Here is a 25,897-nt window from a genome sequence, read left to right as displayed (position 1 = left end):
TATACCACAAAACGTTACAAAACGCTAGTAAAATATGACAAATTTAAAAAATAAAAAAAGCTTGTAAGCCGCCATACAAAAGGATTTCAAGCTATAAGCGAACATATGTTACTGCAAAACTGTGGCGCCTGCACAAAATTGTTTTGTGCAGGCGCTTTTCTATGATAATGCAAAAATATTGTGAAAAAAAATAATCAATTCTTCATATTGTTTTTATGGCATTTACAGTTTCAGGGCGTATAATGGAGACATGAAAAACTGACAGAATGACAAAAGATGAGACGAAAGGAAGAGACAGCATGCTAGAACGACTTGCCGGAATACTGAGAAGAAGGCGGGAGGAAGAAGAGGAATACGAACCGGAGAGACTTCCGATCCGCAGATGTATGCCGGATTATCATATGGGACTCTATGAGGAGGAGATTATCGAACGTGAGGAAGCGGGATGGACGAACGATCCGGTGGATCCGCCCTCTAAGACAACGCGGGATATTATTCATGATAATGTATTTACTTATTTCAACCTGATTTTTGCGATTCTCGGGCTGCTTCTGATTATGGTGGGAGCCTTCCGGGATTTGACATTTCTTCCGGTAATTATTTTGAATACCATGATTGGTATCATTCAGGAGATCCGGGCGAAGAATGTGCTGGATAAGATGACGATGCTTCATGCGCCGAAAGCCACGGTAGTACGCAACGGGCGGAAACGGGTGATTGCGGTGGAGGATCTTGTTATTGATGATATCGTGATTTTCAAGGCGGGTAATCAGATCTGTGCGGATGCGATTGTAGAGCACGGGGAAGTGCAGGTCAATGAGTCGCTTCTGACAGGTGAGGCGGATGAGATCACGAAAAAGAAAGGCGATATTCTGATGTCGGGAAGCTTCATCGTTTCAGGAGAATGCCATGCCCGGCTTGAAAAGGTGGGGGCGGATTCCTATATTTCCAGACTGACGCTGGAAGCAAAGGCCATGAAGGACGGTGAACAGTCGGAGATGATCCGCTCTCTGGACAAACTGGTCAAGTGCGTTGGTATTGCCATCATTCCGATCGGGCTGATACTGTTCATTCAGAGCTTCTTTTTAAATGAGGAAAGTTTCCGTTCAAGTGTCACTGCCATGGTAGCGGCTGTCATCGGAATGGTCCCGGAAGGTCTTTATCTGCTTGCAAGTGTGGCTCTTGCGGTAAGCGCAGTGCGTCTTGCCAAGCGGAAAGTACTTCTGCATGACATGAAGAGTATCGAGACTCTGGCCAGAGTCAATGTGCTCTGTGTGGACAAGACAGGTACCATTACGGAGAATACAATGAAAGTTCAGGGGTTTCGGGCCACGAGACATTATGACAAGGAGACAATGCCTCCGCTCAAAGGGATCATCGGTGATTTTGCACAGTCCATGAGCAAGGACAATATTACGATGGAAGCAGTGCAGACCTATTTTCAGAAACGTACCGGAAGACGGGCACAGAAGATCACATCCTTTTCTTCGGAATTTAAATACAGCAGTGCAACGTTTGAGGACGGATCCTATGTGCTTGGGGCTCCGGAGTTTGTCCTCCGGGAGGATTATCCGGAGTATGAGGAAGAGATCCGGGAAGAGGCCGCAAAGGGATACCGTGTGCTTGTATTCGGGAGCTGTGACGAAACTCCGGACGGCAGAGAGCTGAAGGGAAAGGTGACGCCGCTTGCCTATATCATGCTTGCGAACCCGATCCGGAAAGAGGCGCCAAAGACATTTGCCTACTTTGAAGAACAGGGAGTGGAGGTCAAGGTGATTTCAGGAGATAATCCGCTGACGGTATCCGAGGTGGCGAAAAAGGCGGGCATTACGGGAGCGGAGAACTACGTGGATGCTGCGACCCTGACTACAGAAGAGGAGATCAGGCAGGCGGTTCTGAAATATACAGTTTTCGGGCGTGTGACACCTGCTCAGAAGAGACAGTTCGTGAAGGCTCTTAAAGGAGCGGGACGTACGGTAGCGATGACCGGAGACGGTGTCAATGATGTACTGGCGCTGAAAGATGCAGACTGCAGCATTGCCATGGCATCCGGAAGCGATGCGGCGGCGCAGGCTTCCCAGCTTGTGCTTCTGGAATCGGATTTTTCCTGTATGCCAAGCGTCGTGCTGGAAGGACGGCGGGTCGTCAACAATATTCAAAGATCCGCAAGTCTTTTCCTTGTGAAGAATATTTTCTCTTTCCTGCTTTCCATCTTCTCGGCGGTTTTTATGATTACCTATCCGCTGGAGCCGTCGCAGGTATCTCTGATCAGTATGTTTACAATCGGTGTTCCGGCCTTCTTCCTGGCGCTGGAGCCGAATAAGAATATTATCAAGGGACACTTCCTGACAAACGTATTTCTGAAGGCTCTTCCGGCGGCATTGACAGATGTGCTGGCGGTCGGGGCGCTTGTAGTTTTTGGAGCTACGTTCAGTGTAAGTCCTACGGACATTTCGACGGCTGCGACGATGCTGCTTGCGATCGTTGGATTTATGATCCTTTACCGGATCAGCCAGCCGATGAACAGGATCCGTGTGGCTGTGCTGGCCGGATGTATCTGTGCCCTGCTGTTCTGCAGTACGGTGCTGAATCAGCTGTTTGCCATTACCGATATGTCTGCGGAATGTGTTATGCTTTTTGTAGTATTTTCCATTGCGACAGAACCGGTGCTGCGGTATCTGACTGTTCTTGTCGGCAGTGCAAAGTCATTTTATGATAAAGTGAAAGGGAAAATTTTTATCGGGAAAAAAGCGGGGGAAGAAGCATAGACAAATCAAAAAGAAGCTGAGAAAGGGAGGGGATACCTGTGAGAATTCAAGGTTTACAGAAGCTGACGCTTCTTGACTATCCCGGCAGAACCGCGTGTACGATCTTTCTGGGCGGATGCAATTTCCGGTGCCCGTTCTGCCACAATGCGGCTCTCGTGACCGGAGTAGACGAGCAGGAAGATATTCCTGAGGAGACGATTTTCAGTTTCCTGAAAAAGAGAAGGGGCATTCTGGACGGAGTATGTATCAGCGGAGGAGAGCCCCTGATACAGCCGAGGCTGGATGAGTTTCTGAAAAAAGTACGGGATATGGGATATCTGATTAAGCTTGATACAAATGGAAGCTTTCCGGAACGGCTGGAACGGTTTGCGGAAGAAGGGCTGATTGACCAGGTGGCGATGGATCTGAAGAATTCCAAAGAAAAGTATGCCATGACTGTCGGAGTTCCTTCGCTGGATCTCCGCCCGATTGAAGAAAGTGTGGAGTTTCTGATGGAAGGGCACGTACCTTATGCGTTCCGGACAACGGTCGTAAGAGAGTTTCATCAGAAATCGGATTTTGAACAAATGGGGCTTTGGATCCGCGGGGCAGACAAGTACTATTTGCAGCAGTTTGAAAATTCGGGCGGACTGATTCAGGACGGACTGCACGCGTATGATCCTCCTGTGTTGGAACAGGCTCTTGAAATTATGAAAAGATATGTAAATGACGCGGAAATCCGCGGGATATAGCAAAACACATGAAGAACAACATCTAGTGTTTGTTTAGCATTAAACTACTAAAAACAACTAGATGTTGTTTCTGTATATTGACGTCAAAAAGAGAAGGGTGATATAATGAGGACATCGACACGAACAGGAAAGGAAGTATGACAGATGTATCAGGTAGTAAAGAGGGATGGACAGATTGCCGAATTTGACATCCATAAAATAGGATCCGCGATTCAGAAAGCGTTTGAAGCAGCGGGAAAGAATTTTCATCCGAGCATCATTGATATGCTTGCGTTAAAAGTGACGGCAAATTTTGAGCCTAAGATTGCGGACGGAAAGATCAAAGTGGAAGAAATTCAGGACAGCGTCGAAGAGGTGCTCAGCCAGGCCGGATATGCCGATGTGGCAAAGGGATATATTCTTTACAGAAAGCAGAGGGAGAAGATCCGCAACCTGAAATCCGCGACATTAAATTATAAAGAACTGGTGAACAATTATCTGCAGGTCAATGACTGGAGAGTCAAGGAGAATTCTACCGTGACCTATTCCGTAGGCGGACTGATCCTCAGCAATTCCGGTGCCATCACGGCAAACTACTGGCTGTCCGAGGTGTACGACCAGGAGATTGCCCAGGCACACAGAAATACGGATATCCATCTGCATGACCTTTCCATGCTGACCGGGTACTGTGCAGGATGGTCGCTGCGCCAGCTGATCCAGGAGGGACTTGGCGGAATCACCGGGAAGATTACATCCGCGCCGGCCAAACATCTGAGTGTACTGTGCAACCAGATGGTTAATTTCCTTGGCATCATGCAGAATGAATGGGCGGGGGCACAGGCTTTTTCCTCTTTTGATACGTATCTGTCACCTTTTGTACGGACAGATCATTTGACCTATACTGAAGTGAAAAAGTGCATTGAGTCCTTCGTATACGGGGTCAATACACCGTCCCGCTGGGGTACGCAGGCGCCGTTTACGAATATTACACTGGACTGGACCGTGCCGGATGACCTGAAAGACAAGCCGGCGATTGTAGGTGGAAAAGAGATGGATTTCACCTACGGTGACTGTAAAAAAGAGATGGATATGGTAAATAAGGCATTCATTGAAGTTATGATTGAAGGAGATGCCCAGGGCAGAGGATTCCAGTATCCGATTCCGACCTATTCCATTACAAAGGATTTCGACTGGTCTGATACAGAGAACAACCGTCTGCTTTTTGAGATGACATCAAAATATGGAACACCGTACTTTTCCAATTACATTAACAGCGACATGGAGCCGAGCGATGTCCGCAGCATGTGCTGCCGGCTGAGACTGGATTTGAGAGAGCTTCGGAAGAAAGCGGGAGGATTTTTCGGAAGCGGCGAAAGCACAGGATCCATCGGCGTTGTGACGATCAATCTTCCGAGGATGGCTTATCTGTCAAAGGATGAGGATGATTTCTTCCGGAGGCTGGCCCATATGATGGATATTGCGGCAAGATCCCTTCATATTAAGAGACAGGTTATTTCCAAACTGCTGGATGAAGGACTCTATCCGTATACGAAACGGTATCTCGGAGGCTTCGGAAATCATTTTTCCACTATCGGATTGATCGGAATGAATGAGGCAGGACTGAACGCAAACTGGCTTAGAAAGGATATTACTCACAAAGAGACACAGGAGTTTGCGGTCAAGGTACTCAATTTTATGAGAAACCGTCTCTCCGATTATCAGGAAGAATACGAGGAACTTTTCAATCTGGAGGCAACTCCGGCAGAGTCCACCACCTACCGGTTTGCAAAACATGATAAGGAGCAGTTCCCGGATATTATCACAGCAGCGGAAGGGAACGGTACTCCATACTATACGAACAGTTCCCATCTTCCGGTTGGATTTTCCGATGATATTTTTGACGCGCTGGATATTCAGGATGAGCTTCAGACGCTCTATACATCGGGAACCGTATTCCACGCATTCCTGGGAGAGAAGCTTCCGGGCTGGAAGGAATCGGCACTTCTTGTACGGAAGATTGCCGAGAATTATAAGCTTCCATACTATACGATTTCTCCGACCTACTCCATCTGCCAGGATCACGGCTATATTGACGGCGAACAGTATACCTGCCCGCACTGCGGAAAGAAGACGGAGGTTTACAGCCGGATCACCGGATATTACCGTCCGGTACAGAACTGGAACGATGGAAAGATTCAGGAGTTTAAAGACCGGAAAGAATATGATATCGAACATTCTGTAATGAAGAAAAAGAAGACAGAACCGATTACGAAATAAAAATCAGACAGAAAGGCTGGCATGCTTACTTACAAGGTGTGTCAGCTTTTTTCTGTGTCGTTTCTTGCAAAACTGTAAGACTGGAAGGGAAAGTGTAAGATGATTCGATGGAAGGGAAGAACTGAACTTTATATAATAGAGGCAGAAGAAGGAGGAAGAACAAATGGCAGCCATGAAAAAAGGAATGGCAGCGGCACTTGTAACGGCAGAAGTACTGTTCCTTCTGCTGCTCTCTGTGCTGGCTGCCATTTTGAATCTGTTTATTTTTTTAAAGCACTGCTTTTTCCGATCAAAAAATGATCGTTTCGCAGAATCTCGTAGGCCTTTTCGTAATTGTTGGAACGCATGTAGCGGATCATCTTTTTAAGATTTTCATTTGCCTTGTTGATGTGGAGTCCGTTCCGTACGGAATAAAGGCCCATCCGGATGACTTCATTCAGATAGTTTTCATAGATCCTGTTGATCCGTTCATTTTCAAATACACTGACAATCTCCATGTGCATCTGTGTATCGGCAAGCTCCCACTGATAGATGTCGCCGGCGCAAGCACACATACGGACAACGCGCTCTTCAATCCGGTAGGAAAACTCTTCAGCTTTACCGGACTGGAAGATTTCTTTAAACGCGGCACCTTCCAGAAGTTCCCGAAGCTGATAGATTTCCCGGATATCCCTGTCGGTAATTTCTTTTACAGTAATGGATTTATAATAGTCCCGGACAATCAGTCCCTCGGAATGCAAGGATTTGAGTGCGGTACGGATAGGGTTACGGCTCATATGAAGATCATCTGCGAGCATGGTCTCCGTAAGCTGCATGCCCGGAGGGTAGGTAAGATTCAGAATCCGCTCTTTGATCGTATGATATGCCTGATCGGCCAGAGAAATTTTGTCAGCCATGCGGACCACTCCTTTAATGTATACTAATAATATTATTGTATACAATTTATAACGAAAATTCAAGGGAAAATGATATAAAAAATAGTAGATTATTTTTCGAAGAATGATTGACAAGTACGTGGAAGAGTGATATTTTATAGATAGAAATTGTATACAACTGATTTAGATGTATACAAAACTGATTATAGCGGAAAAGGAGTGTAATACACATGAAGTTAGGATTTATCGGATGTGGAAATATGGCGGGCGCCATCATGGGAGGTATTATTAAAAAGGAAGTATTCAAACCGGAAGAGATTATCGGTTCTGACGTATTTGTACCGACCAGAGAAAAAGCAAGAGATACTTACGGGATTCAGATTACAGACAGTAATCTGGAAGTAGTTGAAAAGTCCGAAGTGATTGTTCTCGCTGTAAAACCGCAGTTCTATGAGTCTGTAATTACAGAGATCAAAGACAAAATAACAGAAGATAAGATTATCATCACTATTGCACCGGGTAAAACTCTTGCATGGCTGGAAGAGAAATTCGGAAAGAAAGTCAAGATCGTAAGAACCATGCCTAACACACCTGCTATGGTCATGGAGGGGATGACAGCAGCATCACCGAACTCTTATCTGTCAGAAGAAGAAGTGAAGTATGCATGCCACATTCTGGAAAGTTTCGGAAAAGTAGAAGTGATTCCGGAGAGACTGATGGACGCAGTTGTAGGAGTAAGCGGAAGCTCACCGGCATATGTTTTCATTCTGATCGAAGCAATGGCAGACGCAGCTGTTTCAGACGGAATGCCAAGAGCTCAGGCTTATAAATTCGCAGCCCAGGCAGTTATGGGAAGCGCCAAGATGGTACTTGAGACAGGAAAACATCCGGGAGAATTAAAAGACATGGTATGTTCTCCGGCAGGTACAACTATCGAGGCTGTCAGAGTTCTGGAAGGCACAGGATTCAGAAGCTCCGTGATCGAAGCAATGAAAGCCTGCACAGATATTGCAAAGGGAATGTAAAACAGGTATACTGTAAAAGTACAGGATTAAGGCAGCTCAGTTGTCAAAGTACAGCTGAGCTGTTTTTGTTCTATCGGAAAGTTCTGCCGGCTTTCCGGCGGGAAAACAAAAGCGCGTAAGTCGCGCAGATACAATACAGAAGGAAGGAGCACAGCGGCAACGATGGAAAAGAAAAAGAAGAGTGTAAAAGACAGAATTGTGTCGGCAGCCTGGGAACTGTTTTATGAGAAGGGATACGACACGACGACCGTAGATGACATTATCAGACTGTCTGATACATCCAAGGGATCGTTTTACTATTATTTTGACGGGAAAGATGCCCTCTTAAATACATTGTCAACGGTGCTGGATGATCTGTATCTGTCTTTGAAAGAAGAGATGGATCCCTACATGGACAGCTTTGAGAAACTGATGTTTTTAAATTACCGGGCTCATACGTTCATGGAAAAGACCATTAAAGTTGATCTGCTTGCATCTCTGTATTCTACGCAGCTGATTTCCAAAGGAGAGAGAAGCCTTCTTGATCAGAACAGAGAATACTATAAGCTGATTGCGTCCGTCATCGAGGAAGGACAGAAGCGGGGGGAAATCAACAGAAGAAAAAGCATTGCGGAGGTTGTGAAGTATTACTCCCTCTGCGAGCGGGCACTTGTCACAGACTGGTGTCTGAACAAGGGAAGCTATTCTCTTGGGGAATACAGTAAGGAATATATGCCGATTATGATGGAAAGCTTCAGAGGAAAACAGTTATCATGAATCATATGGAAAAGAGAGAGGCGATGCGCGGTACGTGCATTGCCGTGATTGGGGGAATTTTCTGGGGACTGGCAGGAGTGTTCGGGCAGTATCTGTTTACATACAAGGGCCTGAATGCACGCTGGCTGGTCAGTGTCCGGCTTGTACTGGCCGGGCTTCTTCTGCTTGCGACGGTGCTTGTGAAGCAGAAAGGTGATATGTGGAGAATATGGAAGAGGAAAAAGGATGTGTTCTGGCTCATGCTGTTTGCGATTTTCGGGATGGCAGGATGCCAGCTGACCTACTATTCTGCCGTAGAAATGTCAAATGCCGGGACTGCGACCGTACTGCAATACACAGCTCCGGCCATTATTATGCTTTATACTGCCCTGCGGGCAAAGAAGATGCCGGGAATTCTGGAAATCGGAGCACTGGTCCTGGCGCTGTTCGGAACATTTGTCCTGGCAACCCACGGGAATATTCATTCTCTGGCCATTTCCAGGGAGGCGCTGGTCTGGGGGCTGACTTCGGCGGTGATGATGGCGGTCTACAATCTGCTGCCGCTGAAACTGATGAAAGAGTACGGGACATTCTGTGTTATCGGCTGGGGCATGCTGCTTGGAGGAATTCTTATGTGCTTGTTTACGAGACCGTGGCATGTGATCGGGACATGGGATCTTCAGGCGGTAGGAGCCATGGCGGTTGTCGTGGTGGTAGGTACCGTGCTGTCGTTCTCGTTTTATATGGAAGGAGTCCGGATGATCGGAGCATCCAGAGCAAGTCTCTTTGCATCGGTAGAACCGGTGACAGCAACGGCAGCGACCGTACTGATGATGCACGCCACATTTACGCTTTCGGACTTTTTCGGAATTCTCTGCATTATGGCGGCAGTACTGATTCTGTCGATACGGAAATAGAACAAAACGATCCCGTGATGATCGAAGACTTTGAAGGTCTTGGTTTTCACGGGATCGTTTTATTTATGAGGTTCAGGTTTCGGTGACGGTTCCCCGGTTATATGAGGGGAAGCCGTCTGCGAAGCTGCGGCCCAAGAAGAAGAGCCAGAATGATTTTCAGAGCATCTCCCGGAAGATATGGGATGACACCGGCAAACAGCCCCTGCACAAAAGTCAGATTCATCTGTTGAGAAAGCCAGATGGTTCCAAAGAGATAGGTGACCAGGCTTCCGAGAATCAGACCCGTAAGAGCAAAGACAATTCCGCGGCGTCCTTCTCCTTTTTGCAGAAAAACTCCGCCGATCAGGATCAGAAAGAGAAATCCGATCAGATATCCTCCGGTCGGTCCGGCAAGCTTACCGATGCCTCCGGAAAATCCGGAAAAAACCGGGAGACCGCAAAGGCCCAGCAGCATATATACGATGTAGCTTACAAACAGCTGGCGCCATGGCAGGATAAACAGACCGATATAAAGGACCAGATTGGTCAGTGTGACTGGCACAGGACTTACCGGAATGGGAATGGAAAGCGGTGCCAGAATACAGATGACAGCTGTCATCAGTGCTGTAAGTACAAGATAACGGGTTGAAACGGAAGAGGTTGATGTATGATTCATGAAAGTTCTCCTTTTCTGTATGTGTAGGGTTTTATATGTATAGGAGAAGTATACCGTTAGATACATCAATTGTCAACCAAAATAAAAAGAATGGGTTTACGATTGAGACGATTCAGGAATTACGGAATTTCAAAAAAAGCATCTGACATGCAAGTTTACGGCCGAACAGGCGGGCAATAAATCCGACCAGCAGAGCGGCGATGATAGTGCCTTCCCTGATCCCATCCAGTCTGCGGGCAAACAGAAGGGAGAGAATGCCGGCAATCACTGCGAGTGATACATCAAAAGCCACTTTCGTAGAGCCGAATTCCGTCTTCCACGTAGAAGAAACTGCACGGACAAAAGATTCTCCCGGAAGCATGGCCACATTAGCAAGCACTTCGGTGTAGACACCAAACCCCAGTATGACACATCCGATTAACAGATAAATGACAGAAGCCATATAGGTCTGAGGATGAATGAAGAAGAGCAGTTCCATGGTCAGATCGATAAAGTATCCAAACAGAATGGAGATCGGGATCTGCAGCAGATGTTCTGCCTTAAAATTCCGGCGGAGAATGGCAAGCTGAATCAGAATCAGAAGCAGACTGAAGGCGATTGTGAACTGCCCTAGTGTCAACGGAAAGTTCAGGCTGAGTACATAGGGAATCGATGAAATCGGTGATGTCCCGAGATCTGCCTTTGTAATCAGACTGACTCCCAGTGAATTAATAAAAAGTCCAATTAGAAATACAGCATATCGTTTCAATTTTTCCATGATTTGATGACCTCCTCTGAATATCAAGATACCGTATTCTCATAAATACGCTGAAAGATCCGTAAAAATTTTTCCCTGTCTTCCGATGAAATATCGCGAAATGCCTGCTCTTCCAGATCAGAAAACGCATGATCGACCTGCCGGGACAAAAGGCTGCCCTTTTCGGTCAGAAACACATACAGGCTTCTCCGGTTGCCATGCATCATGCGGCGCTCAACGAGTCCGGCTTCTTCCATCCGGTTTAATAGTGTAGTAAGTGTGCCCGGCTCGATATGACACCCTTTGGCAATCTCTTTCTGGCTTATGCCGTTATGATCTTTCAGGTAATCAAGAATTTTCGGCTGTCCGATTGTCAGGCCGGTGTCCCTGAGTCTGGAGAGAAGTTCTTTTTGGAAGGTTGAGTGCTCGGCCATAATCAGATAATGAAATGAATAAGGCATTTGAAATAGTCTCCTTTCGTTTTTCGTATACTTACACAAAAGTTTTGAATTGAAATAGTTTGAATTCAAATAAAACATACCTATTATATAAGGAACGGGAAAGGATTGTCAAGTCCTGCATTGTAAAGCAGAAGTGGCTATGTTATAGTAAAAACGCACGAAGAAGGGAGGAGAATGTATGAAATACCGTATTCTGCTGGTGGAAGATGATGAGATGATGGTGGAAATCCTGAAGAGAAATCTGGAAAAATGGGGATATCTTGCCCGGGGGATTACTGATTTTCAAAATGTCATGGATGAATTTCAATCATTTGAACCGCAGCTTGTCCTGATGGATATCTCCCTTCCGTTTTATAACGGATATTACTGGTGCGGGGAAATCCGGAAAGTGAGTCAGGTGCCGGTGATTTTTCTGTCCTCCTCCGGTGATGATATGAATCTTGTGATGGCAATCCAACTGGGGGCGGATGATTTTGTCGCAAAACCGTTCCGGATGGATGTATTGACGGCAAAGATTCAGGCCGTGCTCAGGAGGGCATACACATTCGGGGTGTCCAGCCCGGAGGTGTTGGCCCACAAAGGAGTGACCCTGAACCTGGATTCGCAGATACTTGCTTTCGGGGATCAGAAACTGGAACTCGGAAAGAATGAATTCGGGATTCTGCGGACGCTTCTGGAACATCCGGGGAAGATCATAGAGCGGACAGAACTGATCCGAAATCTCTGGGAGACAGAAAGTTATATCGATGACAATACGTTGACTGTAAATGTGACAAGACTTCGGAGAAGGCTGGAAGAGATCGGCCTGAAAGACTATATTCTCACGAAGAAAGGTGTGGGATATTATGTGGAAGAATAACTGCTTTGTCTCGTATCTGCATGCCGCGCGCAGGACAGAAGCCTTCTTTTTCGGAATTTTGATTCTGGAGGGGGCGGTCTATTCTCTCTACGGACTTCCGTGGGGACCGGCCGTCTATACGATGCTTCTTTCCACCGCATTCTTTCTTCTGGTCTGGGGAGCAGGATTTTTTGCTTACAGGAAAAAATGGAGATGGATGAAGCAGCTGGAAGAAACAATAGAGATGGAAAGCGTGGAATTCCCGCGAGCGTGGAACGGGGTGGAAGCGCAGTATCAGGAGATCATCAGGAAGCGGGAGCATTTCTGGCGGGAACACGAAAGCAGGGAACAGGCAAAGCGGAAACAAGAGGATGCCTACTATACACGCTGGAGCCACCAGATCAAGACGCCGGTATCTGTGATGGGGCTTTTGCTGCAGGAAGAGGAGCCGGACAAGGAGGCCATGCGCCATGAGATGTTACAGATCGAGCAGTATATTGCCATGGCTCTGCACTACCAGAAACTGGAAAAGGGCGGAAACGATTTGCGGTTCAGCCATTACCGGGCCGGGGATCTGGTAAAACAGGCGGTCCGGAATACCTCGGAACTGTTTATACATAAGAAGATTTCCCTTCAGATCGGGGAAAATCTGGATTTTGATGTTCTGACGGACGAGAAGTGGTTTGTGTTTATTCTGGAGCAGATTTTGACGAATGCAGTAAAATATACGAAGCAGGGTGGCGTTTGCGTTTTTCGGGAAGGAGAAGGCACTCTGGCGGTTCGGGATACAGGAATCGGAATTCTGCCGGAGGATCTTCCGCGGGTATTCGAGTGGGGGTATACCGGATATAATGGAAGACTTGATAAACGTTCCACCGGCATTGGACTGTCCCTTGTGAAATCCGCAGCCGATCTTCTAGGACATCCGGTCCGGATCACTTCCGAAGCAGGAAAAGGGACGACCGTCCGGATCGATACAAAAAGAGTTCAGCTGGATACGGTGTGACAGAAATCTTACACCGGTGTAAGAATAGAAAGAGAAAGTGTAAGCCCGATCGATGGCATCCACTTTCTTTTTTTCTTATAATAATGGCAGAAAAGAAAAAGAAGAAAGGGAGAGGATGGATATGGAATTACTGGAAGTCAGACATCTGAAAAAAACATATACAAACCGGTTCGGGACCAATCAGGTGCAGGCATTAAGAGATGTATCCTTTACGATAGAAGAAGGAGAATTCACTGCGGTGATGGGGGAATCCGGATCTGGAAAGACGACGCTGTTAAATCTGCTGGCCTCCTTTGACCGGCCGACGGGTGGGGAAATCATTTTAAATGGACTTTCCTTTCAGAATATTCGGGAAAAGGATCTGGCGTCTTATCGGAGAAAAAATCTGGGATTTGTCTTTCAGGACTTTAATCTTCTGGACACTCTTTCTGTCAAAGACAATATTTTTTTGCCGTTGGTATTGGCAGGGGCCAAGCCGGAAGAAATGAAAAAACGGGTGATGCCTCTTGCGAAAGTACTGCGGATTGACGATCTGATGGAAAAATTTCCATATGAAATTTCGGGAGGACAAAAACAGAGAACTGCAATCGCAAGGGCACTGATTACAGAACCGAGGCTCGTGCTTGCGGATGAACCGACCGGGGCACTGGATTCCCGGGCATCTAATGAACTTTTAAACATGTTCGAACAGATTAACCGGGCAGGCCAGACGATTCTCATGGTGACCCACAGTACAAAAGCGGCAAGCCACGCCGGAAGGGTACTCTTTATCAAAGACGGCATCGTATATCATCAGATTTACAGAGGAGATAAGAGCAGGGAGGAGATGTTCAAAAGCATTTCCGAAACATTGACCGTGATGGCGTCGGGAGGGAAAACATATGCGTAATTCCTTATATTTTAAACTGGCACGATCAAACCTCAAAAAGAACCGCCAGATTTATTTTCCGTATACGCTGGCAAATATACTGATTGTCAGCATGTATTATATTTTAAAAAGCATCCGCTCCATGATGCTGAAATACGAGACGACACAAGGATCCAATTCGGATATGATTTTAAATTTCTGCACGATTGTGGCCGTGATTATGGCATGCATTATTCTGTTCTATGTGAACAGCTTTGTCATCCGGCAGAGAAAAAAGGAAATCGGGCTGTACTGCGTTTTGGGCATGGAAAAACGCCATCTGTCCACGATGATGTTCTGGGAAGTCCTGATTACAGCTCTGCGCGGACTTGTTGGCGGCATGATCGCCGGAGCGCTGCTCAGCCAGTTTGTCTTCCTGATCTTTTTATCCATGCTTCGGATTCCGTCGGACCTGCGGTTTGAAATTCCCCTCGATGCAGTTGGAAACACCTGTCTGACCTTCGGGATTCTGTATCTGATTGTTTTGATTTATAATATTTTGGCTGTTGTAAGAACGAATCCGATCGAATTTCTGCAGGGGGCAAAAGAAGGGGAAAAAGAACCAAAAGTACGGAAACTGCCGGCAATCCTCGGTGTTGTCCTCCTTGCGGCAGGGTATACATTTGCTATCAGAGCACAGGGAGTCTATGAGACACTCAAAATATTTCTGCCGGCTGTCGTACTGGTGATTGCAGCCACCTACCTGCTGTTCCTTGCGGGAAGCATTGCATTCCTGAAATGGATGAAAAAGCGGGAAAAAATTTATTACCGGCCGAGAAATTTTATCACGATTTCCGGAATGATCTACCGAATGAAACAAAACGCCGCAGGACTTGCAACGATCTGTATTTTATCTACAGCCGTGATTGTATCCATCTCCACAAGCTTCAGCCTGTATCTAGGCGAAGAAGACATTCTGGAAAAACGCTTTCCAAGAGATTACATGAGCAGCTGTATCCTTGACGGACAGGAAAGTAATGGTACGGTACTGCAGGAGGCTGTCCAGAAACATGCTGACAGAACCGGTGTCAAGGTAACGGAAGGATTCGGGTACAAGCAGCTGTGGATGGCAGGATTTCAGGAAGTAAACGGAACATTTACACTGTCCGACGGAGAACAGGCAGATGCCTCAAAACTTTATGTATTTGCATTCCTGACACAGGACGATTACAGCAAAAACACAGGAGAAAAACTGGACCTGGCGAAGGGAGAGGCGGCTGTTTATGAAAAAAACAAAAACCAGGTTTCAGAAACGCTGACACTGGATCAATTAAGCTGGAACGTCAGAACCACCGTTGACGATCCCGGCATCTGGAACGAGGCACTTTACCTGTCAGACGCAAACTTCATGGCTGTCATTCTGCCTGATCTGAAATCGATGGAAACAGTCCTGAACGCTTACAATGAACGCTATGCAGACACCAGGGCGGGAAGCAGAGAAATTACCTACGAATACTACTATAATATAGAAGGGACAGATGCAGAGAAAGATACCTTTTTCAAAACATTAAGAGAAAATCTCGTTGAAGACGTAGAACGACTGATGACAGTCGACAACATTGACCAGGCAAGGGCACACTATTACGAACAATACGGCACCTTTCTGTTCATTGGAATCTTCCTCTCCATCCTCTTCCTGATCGCAGCATCACTTATCATTTACTACAAACAGATTACAGAAGGATTCGACGACAGAGAACGATACCAGATCATGAAAAAAGTCGGTATGACCAACGACGAAATCCGCTCCACCATCCGAAGACAGATCCTGCAGGTCTTCTTCCTGCCACTTTTGATGGCAGCAATGCACACTGCAGCCGCCTTCCCGGCACTCGTCGATATCATGCGCGCACTGAACCTTATCAACCAGGCCATCTTCGCACAATGCACCATAGCCGTCACACTCACCTTCGCGGCCGTGTACTTTATCATTTACACCATCACCTCACGAACGTACTACCGCATTGTACAGTAAAAATCGTAAATATTGTGTAAACATTTTTGAGAAGGCAGAGGGAATCTTTTCTAGTAAAAGATTCCCTTTTTTGATAAAATAAAGAAAAATGGGAATAGGAAAAAGGAGAATGAAATGGCGATTCAATTTCACCAAACTTCAAAAGAATTTCATCTTTACAATGAACAGATCAGTTATATTATCAAAGTTCTGGAAAATGGCCAGTTAGGCCATGTATATTTCGGGAAACATCTCACAGACAGGGAAGATTTTGGCTATCTGGTGGAGTATGCAACAAGAGATATGGCTCCGTACCCGTTTGAAGGGAGAAGTAATTTTTCCCTGGAACATCTGAAACAGGAATATCCAACCTTTGGCTCCGGCGATACAAGATATCCGGCTTTTGAACTGGAAAGTGCGGATGGAAGCAGGGTCGCAGATTTTAAATATAAAACACACGAAATTTATTCCGGAAAGAAAGAAATTCAGGGACTCCCGGCTGTCTATGTGGAAGATGACAGCGAGGCTGACACTCTGGAAATTGTTCTGGAAGATACATTCTTAAAGACAGAGATCGTGCTGTCCTACACGATTTTCAATGGACGCCCGGTGATTACAAGGCATGCACGTTTTGCGTGCGGAAATGAGAATGGAATTACGCTTTTAAACTGTATGAGCGGCTGCCTTGACCTGCAGGACAAAGAATATGAAATGGTCGAACTTGCAGGGACATGGAACCGGGAGCGTCATCCGCATACGAGAAAACTGTGTTACGGTACCCAGGGAGTATACAGTATGCGTGGATGCAGCAGCCATCAGTTCAACCCGTTTTTGATGCTGAAGCGAAAAGAGGCAGATGAATTTTCCGGAGAAGTGATTGGGTTCAGTCTTGTCTACAGTGGAGATTTTCTTGCGCAGGTCGAGGTCGACAACTTCGACGTGACAAGAGTGGTAATGGGAATCCATCCAAATGAATTCCGCTGGGAACTGGAAAAGGGCGAATCCTTCCAGACTCCGGAGATGGTGATGGTATACTCTGAACACGGGATGAATGGAATGAGTCAGACCTACCATGAATTGTACCGTACCAGACTTGCAAGAGGAAAGTGGAGAGATCAGGCAAGACCGATCCTGATCAATAACTGGGAAGCAACCTATTTTGACTTTAATGAAGAAAAGATACTGAATATCGCCCGGAAGGCAAAAGAGATTGGTATAGAGCTTTTTGTTCTGGATGACGGATGGTTCGGGAAGCGGAACTGGGACAATGCGTCTCTTGGAGACTGGTATCCGAATCTGGAAAAACTGCCGGAGGGCATTACAGGACTTGCCGGAAAAATCGAAGATCTGGGCATGAAATTTGGTTTGTGGTTTGAGCCGGAGATGACAAACAAGGACAGTGACCTGTTCCGGGAGCATCCGGACTGGCTTCTGGCGGATATCCGGCGGAACTACTGCCACAGCAGAAATCAGTATGTACTGGATTTTTCCAAACCGGAAGTGGTGGATCACATCCACGGACAGATGAGAAAGATCCTGCAAGATGCGCCGGTTTCCTATGTGAAGTGGGATATGAACCGTGCATTTTCCGAGGTATTCTCCAATGGAAATTCCAAAAGTTATCAGGGAAAAGTGCGGCATAAATATATTCTTGGAGTATACAGCCTGTATGAACGGCTGATTCAGGAATTTCCGGAGATCCTGTTTGAATCCTGTGCAAGCGGCGGGGCCAGATTCGATCCGGGAATGCTTTATTACGCGCCGCAGGCGTGGACGTCGGATGACACGGATGCGGTAGAACGGATCAAGATACAGTACGGAACATCCTACGTATATCCGATCAGCAGCATCGGAAGCCACGTATCCGCTTCTCCGAACCATCAGGTATTCCGGAATACATCTCTGGAAATGCGGGGAAATGTGGCGTACTTTGGAACCTTCGGCTATGAGCTGGATATCACAAAGCTTCCGGAGGAAGAGCTGGAACAGATGAAAGAACAGATTGCGTTTATGAAGAAGTACCGGGATCTGATCCAGAAGGGCGTCTTTTACCGGCTCAAGAGTCCGTTCGAGGGCAACCACTCAGCCTGGGAAGTGATTGCGGATGACAGAAGCGAAGGTCTTATGGCCTACTTCCGCGTGATGCAGCCGCCGCAGGGCAAATTTGAACGGATCTGCTTCAAAGGACTGGATGAAACGGCAGCCTACTCCGTACAGGAATGTTTCGGAGCAAAAATGGACTGCGGTGTACATTACGGGGATGAGCTGATGTATGCAGGATTAAGTGTTTCCGACTGCTCTTCCGGCCTTGCAGGCGTAGCAAGAGAGCAGCAGGGGGATTATTTTTCCAGACTGTTCCATATCAAAAAAACAGATGTCATGTAAATGTACGAAAAAAGAAACAAGGCAAAGAAAGCAAGCCGTAAGAAACGGTTTGCTTTTTTATGTGTTAGAAATTATAATAATACAGGAACATTGGAAAAGAAAGGGGAAAGACTATGCTGAAAGGAAAGACAGTGATACTTGCCGTGACCGGAAGTATCGCGGCCTATAAAATCGCGTCCCTGGCAAGCGCACTGAAAAAGATTCAGGCAGATGTGCATGTACTGATGACAGAAAATGCAACGAACTTTATCAATCCGATTACATTTGAGACGTTGACCGGCAATAAGTGTCTGATCGATACATTTGACCGGAATTTCCAGTACAGTGTGGAGCATGTGTCTCTGGCAAAACAGGCGGATGTGGTAATGGCGGCACCTGCCAGCGCCAATGTGATCGGAAAGATCGCAAACGGGATCGCGGACGATATGCTGACAACGACTATCATGGCATGCCGGTGCAGGAAGATCATCGTTCCGGCGATGAATACGAATATGTTCCTCAATCCGATTGTGCAGGACAACCTGGACAAGCTCCGCCGTTTCGGGTATGAAGTAGTGGACCCGGCCAGTGGCTATCTGGCGTGCGGGGATACTGGCCAGGGCAAGATGCCGGAGCCGGAGCTTCTGCTGGAATATATCCTGCGTGAGATTCAGTATGAGAAAGATCTTGCGGGGAAGAAGGTACTTATCACAGCAGGACCGACACAGGAATCCATCGATCCGGTGCGTTATATCACCAACCATTCCACCGGGAAGATGGGATATGCCCTTGCAACAGTCTGTATGCGCCGGGGCGCGGACGTCACGCTGGTGACCGGACCGACGGAGACGAAGAAGCCGGAGTTTGTGAACATCCTTACGGTAACCACGGCCCGGGAGATGTTTGAGGCGGTCACCGCTCATGCACCGGAGCAGGACATCATCATCAAGGCAGCCGCGGTGGCGGACTACCGGCCGAAGTACGTCAGCGATGAGAAGGTTAAAAAGAAAGATGGAGCACTTTCCATCGAAATGGAGCGGACCGATGATATTCTCCAGTATCTCGGAGAACATAAAAGAGAGGATCAGTACCTCTGCGGATTTTCCATGGAGACCGAACATATGCTGGAAAATTCACGCAAGAAACTGAAAAAGAAACATCTGGATATGGTCGTGGCGAACAACCTGAAAGTAGAAGGCGCCGGATTCGGCGGCAATACGAATGTGGTGACCATGATCACAGACGATGAGGAAATCTCACTCGAAAAGATGACAAAAGAGGAGACAGCCGTGCACATCGTCGACCGGATCTTAAAAGAACAGAAAAAGAAACAAACAAAAGAATAAGGTAAACAGAAGCTATTCTGTGCCAAACGTATTGTATCTCAGAAGAGAATGATAACAAGGAGGCAATTATGAATCAAAGAGCAGACAGCAGAAACGCAGGCACGTCCATGAGCGTGCGCAGCATGATCCAGGTGGCATTATTCGGAGCAATTATCGTGATTTTGGCATTCACCCCTTTCCTCGGATACATCCCGCTTGGATTTACGAGAGCGACAATCATCCACATCCCGGTGATTATCGGATCCATTCTGATGGGGCCAAAAAAGGGAGCGGTACTTGGATTTGTTTTCGGTGTGACCAGTTTTATCAACAACACGATGAACCCGACGGTGACATCGTTTGTATTCACACCGTTTTATAACCTCGGAGAATTCAGCGGAGGGATCGGCAGCCTGATCATCTGCTTTATCCCGAGAGTTCTGGTCGGAGTGGTTCCATATTATGTATATAAAGGAGTGAAAGCTTTGACCAGAAGTGAGAAAGTATCATCACCGGGACTGATTCTGGCAGGCATGTCCGGAGCACTGGTTAACACGCTGCTTGTGATGAATCTGATTTTTGTATTTTTCCGTGACGCCTACGCAAAGGCAAACAGCGTAGCAGAGAGCACGGTATACACATTTATTCTGTCCGTGATCGGAATCAACGGGGTGCCGGAGGCCATTGTGGCGGCGGTCTTTACCCTTGGAATCGGAAAGATTCTGATGAAGAAAAATATCAGAGACAGACTGGGAGTTTAGAGTATGATTTTAGCGATTGATATAGGAAATACAAATATCGTCATCGGATGTATGAAGGGAAACCGCTGCAGCTTTATCGAGCGGCTCTCCACCGTCCGGACGAAGACGGAACTGGAATATGCGATTGATATTAAAAATGTCCTGGACATCTACCATATCAATCCGCACGAGCTGGAAGGCGGAATCATTTCATCCGTGGTTCCTCAGATTACAAAGTCCTTCCGGCTTGCGGCCGAGAAGATCCTGAAGAAGGAGATTATGATTGTGGGAGCCGGCATCAGGACCGGACTGAATATCCGGATGGACAATCCGGCGTCTCTTGGGGGCGATCTGGTTGTGGACGCGGTGGCCGGTCTTCAGGAATATAAACCTCCGATGCTGATCTTTGACATGGGGACGGCGACAACGGTCAGCGTCATCGATGAGAACCGCTGCTATCAGGGCGGCATGATTTATCCGGGCGTGGGGGTATCACTGGATTCCCTGACGGCAAGAGCGGCACAGCTGTCCGGCATCAGTCTGGAAGCGCCGGAGCATCTGATCGGGAAAAATACGATCGAATGCATGAAGAGCGGGATTATCTACAGCAGTGCAGCGGCCATCGACGGAATCATCGACCGGATGAAAGAAGAGCTTGGCTCCGATGTGACAGTCATTGCTACAGGCGGACTTGCAAAAAAGATCGTGCCCCACTGCAGAAGAGAGGTCATTCTGGATGACGATCTGCTCTTGAAGGGGCTGTCGATTCTGTATCAGAAAAACAAGAAATAAATCAGGGAAGCCGCGGTCAAAAGACCGCGGCAGTATTATGGAATGAGACATCATCAAAAAGGGGGAACGGACTTTGAAGAAAAACAAATATGAAATTGACATGTGCAATGGCTCCATTATGGACAAGCTGGTGACTTTTGCCTTTCCACTGATGCTGACCAGCATTCTGCAGCTTATGTTTAATGCAGTAGATATCATTGTAGTGGGAAGATTCAGCGGAAGCCAGGCTCTGGCGGCAGTAGGCTCCACGTCCGCACTGATTAATATTTTCACGAACCTGTTTATTGGAATTTCGTTGGGCGCCAACGTACTGGCAGCCCGTTATTATGCGGCCGGGAAAGACCGGGAAATGTCAGAAGCAGTACACACAGCTATTACTCTGGCCCTGATCAGTGGAATCGTTATGGCATTTGTAGGAGTGGCAGCGTCCAGACTTGCGCTTTCCCTGATGGGAACGCCGGACGACGTCATTGACCAGTCGGTACTGTATATGAAGATTTACTTCATGGGCATGCCGTTTTTTATGCTTTACAACTACGGCGCCTCCATCCTCCGGGCTGTGGGAGACACAAGAAGACCGCTGTATTTTCTGATTGCGGCCGGGCTGACCAATGTGGTGCTGGATCTTCTGCTGGTTATCGTAATCCCGCTGGATGTGGCAGGCGTTGCCATCGGTACGGTGGCTTCCCAGATGATTTCCTGTATTCTGGTTATCCGGTGCCTGCATCAGTCCGACGGAAGCTACCAGCTGCGGTTTTCCAGACTGACGGTGAAAAAGGAGCATCTTGTGCGGATCCTTCAGGTGGGAATTCCTGCCGGAATCCAGAGTACCGTCATCAACTTTTCCAACGCCCTGCTGCAGTCCTCGGTCAATTCATTCGGATCCACTGCCATGGCAGGGTACACGGCGGCAAACAACATCATCGGATTTTTGTATTCCGCAGTCAATGCAGTAACCCAGGCATGCATGAGCTTTACAAGCCAGAACTACAGTGTCGGTAAGCAAAAACGGATGGACAGGGTTCTTCTGGACTGCATCATTTTGACAGTCAGCGTATCCGCGCTCATGGGAATCGGGGCCTACGTTTTCGGAGGACAGCTTCTTCAGATCTATACGGCAGAGCCGGAAGTCATTCAGTGCGGCCTGGAAGTACTGTCCATCACAACGGTACCTTATTTTCTCTGCGGCATCATGGACCTGTTCCCGGGAGCCCTGCGGGGAATGGGACACTCGGCGGTGCCGATGATCTTATCCGTCATCGGAACGGTGGGAACACGAATCGTCTGGATTTACCTGTTCTTCCCGCACCACAGATCTCTGTACTTTCTGTTCATTTCCTATCCGGCATCCTGGATTCTGACTATCATCATGCAGGCAGTCTGTTTCTATTTTGTGAGGAAACAGTGTAAGCTGGAGATGCATTTAAACAGTGCGGAAGAAGTATAAAGAAATTTTTGGAGAAAAAGTGTATGAAAAAGAATATAAAAAAGTATCTGGCAATCGTTTTGGCGGTGTTATTTCTGGGAGAACAGCTTGCAGGCTGTGTCCAAAGTGAGCAGACGGAACAGGAGACAAAGCTGGAGAGCCGGACGGTTGATGAGATCGAACTGGAGCCGTATGAGGCAGAAGAACTGCCGCCTGCCGGGGAGAGAAAGACATGCAGGGCAGAACAGTATGAAATGGAGATTACACTGGATACCGTCAAGCAGCAGATTCGGGGAAACAGCACCATGACCATCACGAATCAGACAGAAGATACACTCGGACAGATCTGTGTGAGAAACTATGCGGCTTCGATCCTGAAGGAGAAAGGAACGGGAACATCCACCATTTCCAATGCAAGAATCGCAGGTACGGATCAGATGCTTGTGACGGAAACAAAAGAAGATTCCTCAGTCATTTATCTGCAGTTGGGAGAGCGGGAGCTGAAGCCAAAGGATACCATTACCATCTCTCTTGATTTTGTGACTGACATACCAGAACAGAAAGAAAAGTTCGGATACTGGGAAGAAGGAGAGAACCGGGTGTATCAGTTATCATTTTGTTTTCCGGTTACTGCCATGTACGAAAACGGAAAGTGGAATGAAAATCCATATGTATTTTCCGGCGAGTCCAATTATCACAGTCCGGCTGTATTTCGCTGTACGTTCACAGCGCCTGAAGAATATACAGTGGCGGCCACCGGAGAGGAGAAGACATCCGGTAAAGTGACGGAGATTTATGCGGAAAGCATCCGGGAACTGGCGGTTGTGGCATCTGACCGTATGAAGAAGGAGTGTGTAGATGCCGAAGGTGTCGAAGTTAATCACTATTATCTGGATTATAAGGGAAACACAGAATATAATAAGTTGTCCTTAATGGCTGCAAGGGATTCAGTACTTTTATTTTCCAGGTTCATCGGTGAGTATCCGTATAAAGAGCTGGACATTGTACAGACGGCGCTTTCAAACGGGATGGAGTTTCCGGGGCTTATGATGGCCGCAATGCCGGATGTTGAGAACATTCAGAAACTGGATCAGAGTGCCTCCTATACATCGGCCTGCAGTATGATTGCCCATGAAACGGCACATCAGTGGTTCTATGGCGGAGTGGGAAATGACCCGTATGAAGAAGCGTGGCTGGATGAAGGTTTTGCCGAGTACTGCGAGGATGTGCTGTATCAGCAGAGCAGGCTGGCGAGCGCAGTGGAAGCGGTAAAACGGGATCAAGAACGGTTTGGAAGCAGCGAACTCTGGGGAACGATGTCAGACGAGGAATTTCACCGGGATATGGAAAGTCAGATTGAGCAGATCGTGGGAGAGCGCTTTATTATCAACCGCACTTATGAACAGTACCAACAGGAAGTGGATACGTATTCCGAGTATGTCTATACTGGAGGCTCCTGCTTTTTGTATGAACTGCAGAATGCCATGGGTGATGGAAAATTTTTCTCCATGCTCCAGCAGTATTACAGAAACTGGTGTATGAAAGAAGCGAGGACAGAAGATTTTCTGCAGGCAGTCAGAGCATATGATAACTCGGAAGAGGTGAATCAGATCATAACAAAGTATATTGCATAAATACCGGATTTGCGGGAAAGATATGAGAAAAAAGAGGAAACCGGATATAACCGGTTTCCTCTTTTATTTAATGGGAAGAAGCGTATTCTTTTGTATCCTGATAGGTCCGGAAAATGTGCCGGAGCATCAGGATTGCACAGATGCAGAGAATAAATTCCGCTGTACACTGCGCGTAAGCCAGTCCGTAGAGCGGGAAAATCATATTCAGGATAAGAAGTGCCGGAATTTCCAGGATCAGCTTCCGCATGACCGCAAACAGAAGAGCATATCTTCCAAATCCCAGTGCCTGGAAGACACCCACTGCCAGGAAGTCTACGCTGATAAAGCAGATGCCAAGTCCGAATCCATGGAGGAACCGGGTTCCGTATGCGATGATCGCTTCATTGTTCATAAACAGGCTGATAAGACGTCCGGCATTGATATAATAAAGGACAGTTACCACTGCAAGGACCGGGACGATCAGCTTCAAGGCAAAGAGAATGGTATCTTTCATCCTTCTCCGGTTGCCGGAAGCAAAGTTATAGCTTACAAGCGGCATGATTCCCTGGGAGAATCCCATTGCCACCTGCATCGGAACCATGTAGATCTTGTAGGCGATTCCCATGGCGGCCACGGCGTCCGCCCCGTAGGCGGAAGTAAAATTGTTCAGGACCGTCATCCCGGTCACGTTGAGCAGGTTCTGGATGGAAGCCGGGATACCGACACCGCAGACCTCCCTGATGATCTGGCGCTTGATCCGGAATTTCTTTGGATTGATGCAGACAAAGGTATTTCCCCGTTTTACATAAAGAAGAACGAAAAAATACAGGCAGGCCACACAGTTGGAAATACAGGTGGCAAGTCCGGCGCCTGCCGCGCCCATGTGGAAGCCCCACGGAAGAATGAAAATCGGGTCCAGAATCATATTCAGGAAACATCCGCTCATCGTCCCGATGCTGGCATGAAGGGCCGCACCTTCCGAGCGGACCAGATAGGCCATGACGACATTCAAAATGGAAGGGGCTGCTCCAAGATAAACTGTCCAGAACATATATCCCTGAGTGGCGGCACGTGTCGTCTCATCCGCCCCGATCAGGGTCAGTAAAGGTCCGTGAAACAGTCCGCACAGCAGACCGAATAGCACTCCGCAGATCAAAGAGCAGTAAAATCCAAAAGCTGAACTTTCCGATACCACCTCATAGTCCTTTCGTCCAAGCGCCCGGCTCATCATGCTGGATGTTCCAACGCCAAACAGGTTGTTGATGGCATTAAACGCAAGCAGCACCGGAGCGGCAAGGGAAACTGCGGCATTTTCCACCGGATTGTTGAGCATTCCCACGAAATAGGTGTCCGCCATGTTGTAGAGCACCATGACAAGAGAACTGAAAATCATGGGAACCGACAGCTTGGCAACTGCCGAGGGGATTGATGCCTTTTCAAACAGCACAATCTTTTCATTTTCTTCCATTTCAAAAACCTCCTCATATCTTTTGTACCTAATCGAAGTAAGGTATTTCATTCCACAAAAAAGAATCCCGTCTGAAGGATTCTCTGCGCACAGCCGCTTCCATTCCCCTGGAAAACGGGTGACATATATCCAGTATATCACACTGCGGGAAAAAGAAAAAGGATTCGGAGGTGAAAAACAGGGTTGTTTCATGAACAACTCAGACCGGACTATACCTGAAATTATTTTCCTATATCGGTTCTGTTGAGCTTAATACGAAAAAAAGCGCAAATTCCCCCCTCTTCTCTTTACATTGCCTTTTTTTA

The 25,897-nt window shown here is 47.2% G+C and carries 21 protein-coding genes; 16 read left to right on the top strand and 5 right to left on the bottom strand.

The genetic code is table 11. From position 1 onward, the window contains the following. Positions 1-299: 299 nt before the first annotated feature. The 3 genes from Selli1_RS16360 (at position 300) to Selli1_RS16350 (ending at position 5,755) form a co-directional block, all read left to right on the top strand. Positions 300-2,768: a cation-translocating P-type ATPase gene (locus Selli1_RS16360; protein ID WP_281874022.1), complete on the top strand. Its 2,469-nt coding sequence runs from the start codon at positions 300-302 to the stop codon at positions 2,766-2,768. 38 nt (positions 2,769-2,806) lie between these two features. Beyond that, positions 2,807-3,499 carry an anaerobic ribonucleoside-triphosphate reductase activating protein gene (locus Selli1_RS16355; protein ID WP_281874020.1) on the top strand — a complete coding sequence of 231 codons (693 nt, stop codon included), beginning with the start codon at positions 2,807-2,809 and terminating at the stop codon, positions 3,497-3,499. 144 nt (positions 3,500-3,643) lie between these two features. Next, entirely contained in the window at positions 3,644-5,755 is a 2,112-nt protein-coding gene (locus tag Selli1_RS16350; RefSeq protein ID WP_242958966.1) for a ribonucleoside triphosphate reductase, read from the top strand. Positions 5,756-6,015: 260 nt separating this feature from the next. Here Selli1_RS16350 and Selli1_RS16345 read toward each other — a convergent pair whose 3' ends face one another. Then, the gene (locus Selli1_RS16345; protein WP_087252666.1) at positions 6,016-6,651 is read right to left on the bottom strand and encodes a GntR family transcriptional regulator; all 636 of its coding nucleotides are present in this window, start codon (positions 6,649-6,651) and stop codon (positions 6,016-6,018) included. A 209-nt stretch (positions 6,652-6,860) separates the two neighbouring features. Here Selli1_RS16345 and proC point away from each other — a divergent pair, with 209 nt between their 5' ends. From proC to Selli1_RS16330, 3 genes are all read left to right on the top strand, one after another. After that, positions 6,861-7,655 (top strand): pyrroline-5-carboxylate reductase, encoded by a 795-nt coding sequence (proC, locus tag Selli1_RS16340; RefSeq protein WP_281874017.1) that lies wholly within the window; start codon positions 6,861-6,863, stop codon positions 7,653-7,655. Between the two features lie 162 nt (positions 7,656-7,817). Then, positions 7,818-8,411, top strand: a complete 594-nt coding sequence (locus Selli1_RS16335) for a TetR/AcrR family transcriptional regulator (protein ID WP_281874014.1) — start codon at positions 7,818-7,820, stop codon at positions 8,409-8,411. After that, the gene (locus tag Selli1_RS16330; protein ID WP_281874012.1) at positions 8,408-9,307 is read left to right on the top strand and encodes a DMT family transporter; all 900 of its coding nucleotides are present in this window, start codon (positions 8,408-8,410) and stop codon (positions 9,305-9,307) included. Before Selli1_RS16335 ends, Selli1_RS16330 begins: the two co-directional genes overlap by 4 nt. A 97-nt stretch (positions 9,308-9,404) precedes the next feature. Here Selli1_RS16330 and Selli1_RS16325 read toward each other — a convergent pair whose 3' ends face one another. From Selli1_RS16325 to Selli1_RS16315, 3 genes are all read right to left on the bottom strand, one after another. Further along, positions 9,405-9,962, bottom strand: coding sequence for a biotin transporter BioY (locus Selli1_RS16325; RefSeq protein WP_087167216.1), 558 nt, complete (start codon positions 9,960-9,962; stop codon positions 9,405-9,407). A 112-nt stretch (positions 9,963-10,074) separates the two neighbouring features. Next, positions 10,075-10,719, bottom strand: coding sequence for a YczE/YyaS/YitT family protein (locus Selli1_RS16320; RefSeq protein WP_330677621.1), 645 nt, complete (start codon positions 10,717-10,719; stop codon positions 10,075-10,077). Positions 10,720-10,742: 23 nt separating this feature from the next. After that, positions 10,743-11,159 carry a MarR family winged helix-turn-helix transcriptional regulator gene (locus Selli1_RS16315; protein ID WP_118635471.1) on the bottom strand — a complete coding sequence of 139 codons (417 nt, stop codon included), beginning with the start codon at positions 11,157-11,159 and terminating at the stop codon, positions 10,743-10,745. 178 nt (positions 11,160-11,337) lie between these two features. Here Selli1_RS16315 and Selli1_RS16310 point away from each other — a divergent pair, with 178 nt between their 5' ends. The 10 genes from Selli1_RS16310 to Selli1_RS16265 all read left to right on the top strand — a co-directional run bounded on the left by Selli1_RS16310 (position 11,338) and on the right by Selli1_RS16265 (position 24,145). Further along, the gene (locus Selli1_RS16310) at positions 11,338-12,018 is read left to right on the top strand and encodes a response regulator transcription factor (RefSeq protein ID WP_087252670.1); all 681 of its coding nucleotides are present in this window, start codon (positions 11,338-11,340) and stop codon (positions 12,016-12,018) included. Further along, positions 12,005-13,003 (top strand): sensor histidine kinase, encoded by a 999-nt coding sequence (locus Selli1_RS16305; RefSeq protein ID WP_281874009.1) that lies wholly within the window; start codon positions 12,005-12,007, stop codon positions 13,001-13,003. The genes Selli1_RS16310 and Selli1_RS16305 overlap by 14 nt, the downstream gene beginning before the upstream one ends. A gap of 121 nt (positions 13,004-13,124) precedes the next feature. Continuing rightward, a complete protein-coding gene (locus Selli1_RS16300) occupies positions 13,125-13,892 on the top strand; it encodes an ABC transporter ATP-binding protein (protein WP_281874007.1) in 768 nt (255 codons plus the stop codon). Beyond that, complete coding sequence (locus Selli1_RS16295; RefSeq protein ID WP_281874005.1) at positions 13,885-15,885, top strand: ABC transporter permease; 2,001 nt, start codon at positions 13,885-13,887, stop codon at positions 15,883-15,885. The genes Selli1_RS16300 and Selli1_RS16295 overlap by 8 nt, the downstream gene beginning before the upstream one ends. A gap of 114 nt (positions 15,886-15,999) precedes the next feature. Further along, a complete protein-coding gene (locus Selli1_RS16290) occupies positions 16,000-18,249 on the top strand; it encodes an alpha-galactosidase (RefSeq protein WP_281844489.1) in 2,250 nt (749 codons plus the stop codon). Between the two features lie 113 nt (positions 18,250-18,362). Beyond that, positions 18,363-19,574 (top strand): bifunctional phosphopantothenoylcysteine decarboxylase/phosphopantothenate--cysteine ligase CoaBC, encoded by a 1,212-nt coding sequence (gene coaBC / locus Selli1_RS16285; RefSeq protein ID WP_281874003.1) that lies wholly within the window; start codon positions 18,363-18,365, stop codon positions 19,572-19,574. Between the two features lie 68 nt (positions 19,575-19,642). After that, a complete protein-coding gene (locus Selli1_RS16280) occupies positions 19,643-20,314 on the top strand; it encodes an ECF transporter S component (RefSeq protein WP_281844491.1) in 672 nt (223 codons plus the stop codon). 3 nt (positions 20,315-20,317) lie between these two features. Then, positions 20,318-21,085 (top strand): type III pantothenate kinase, encoded by a 768-nt coding sequence (locus Selli1_RS16275; protein ID WP_281874001.1) that lies wholly within the window; start codon positions 20,318-20,320, stop codon positions 21,083-21,085. A gap of 100 nt (positions 21,086-21,185) precedes the next feature. Next, positions 21,186-22,532: an MATE family efflux transporter gene (locus Selli1_RS16270; RefSeq protein WP_087167263.1), complete on the top strand. Its 1,347-nt coding sequence runs from the start codon at positions 21,186-21,188 to the stop codon at positions 22,530-22,532. A gap of 23 nt (positions 22,533-22,555) precedes the next feature. Beyond that, positions 22,556-24,145: a M1 family metallopeptidase gene (locus tag Selli1_RS16265; RefSeq protein ID WP_281873999.1), complete on the top strand. Its 1,590-nt coding sequence runs from the start codon at positions 22,556-22,558 to the stop codon at positions 24,143-24,145. A gap of 67 nt (positions 24,146-24,212) precedes the next feature. Here Selli1_RS16265 and Selli1_RS16260 read toward each other — a convergent pair whose 3' ends face one another. Next, on the bottom strand, positions 24,213-25,592 hold the full coding sequence (locus Selli1_RS16260) for an MATE family efflux transporter (protein WP_191433972.1): 1,380 nt from the start codon (positions 25,590-25,592) through the stop codon (positions 24,213-24,215). Positions 25,593-25,897 lie beyond the last annotated feature (305 nt).

The organism is Sellimonas catena, assembly GCF_027924685.1.
In the GTDB taxonomy this organism is placed as follows: domain Bacteria; phylum Bacillota; class Clostridia; order Lachnospirales; family Lachnospiraceae; genus Sellimonas; species Sellimonas catena.
Note: the sequence above shows the minus strand (reverse complement) of the source record. Positions and strands in the feature narration are given on the sequence as shown.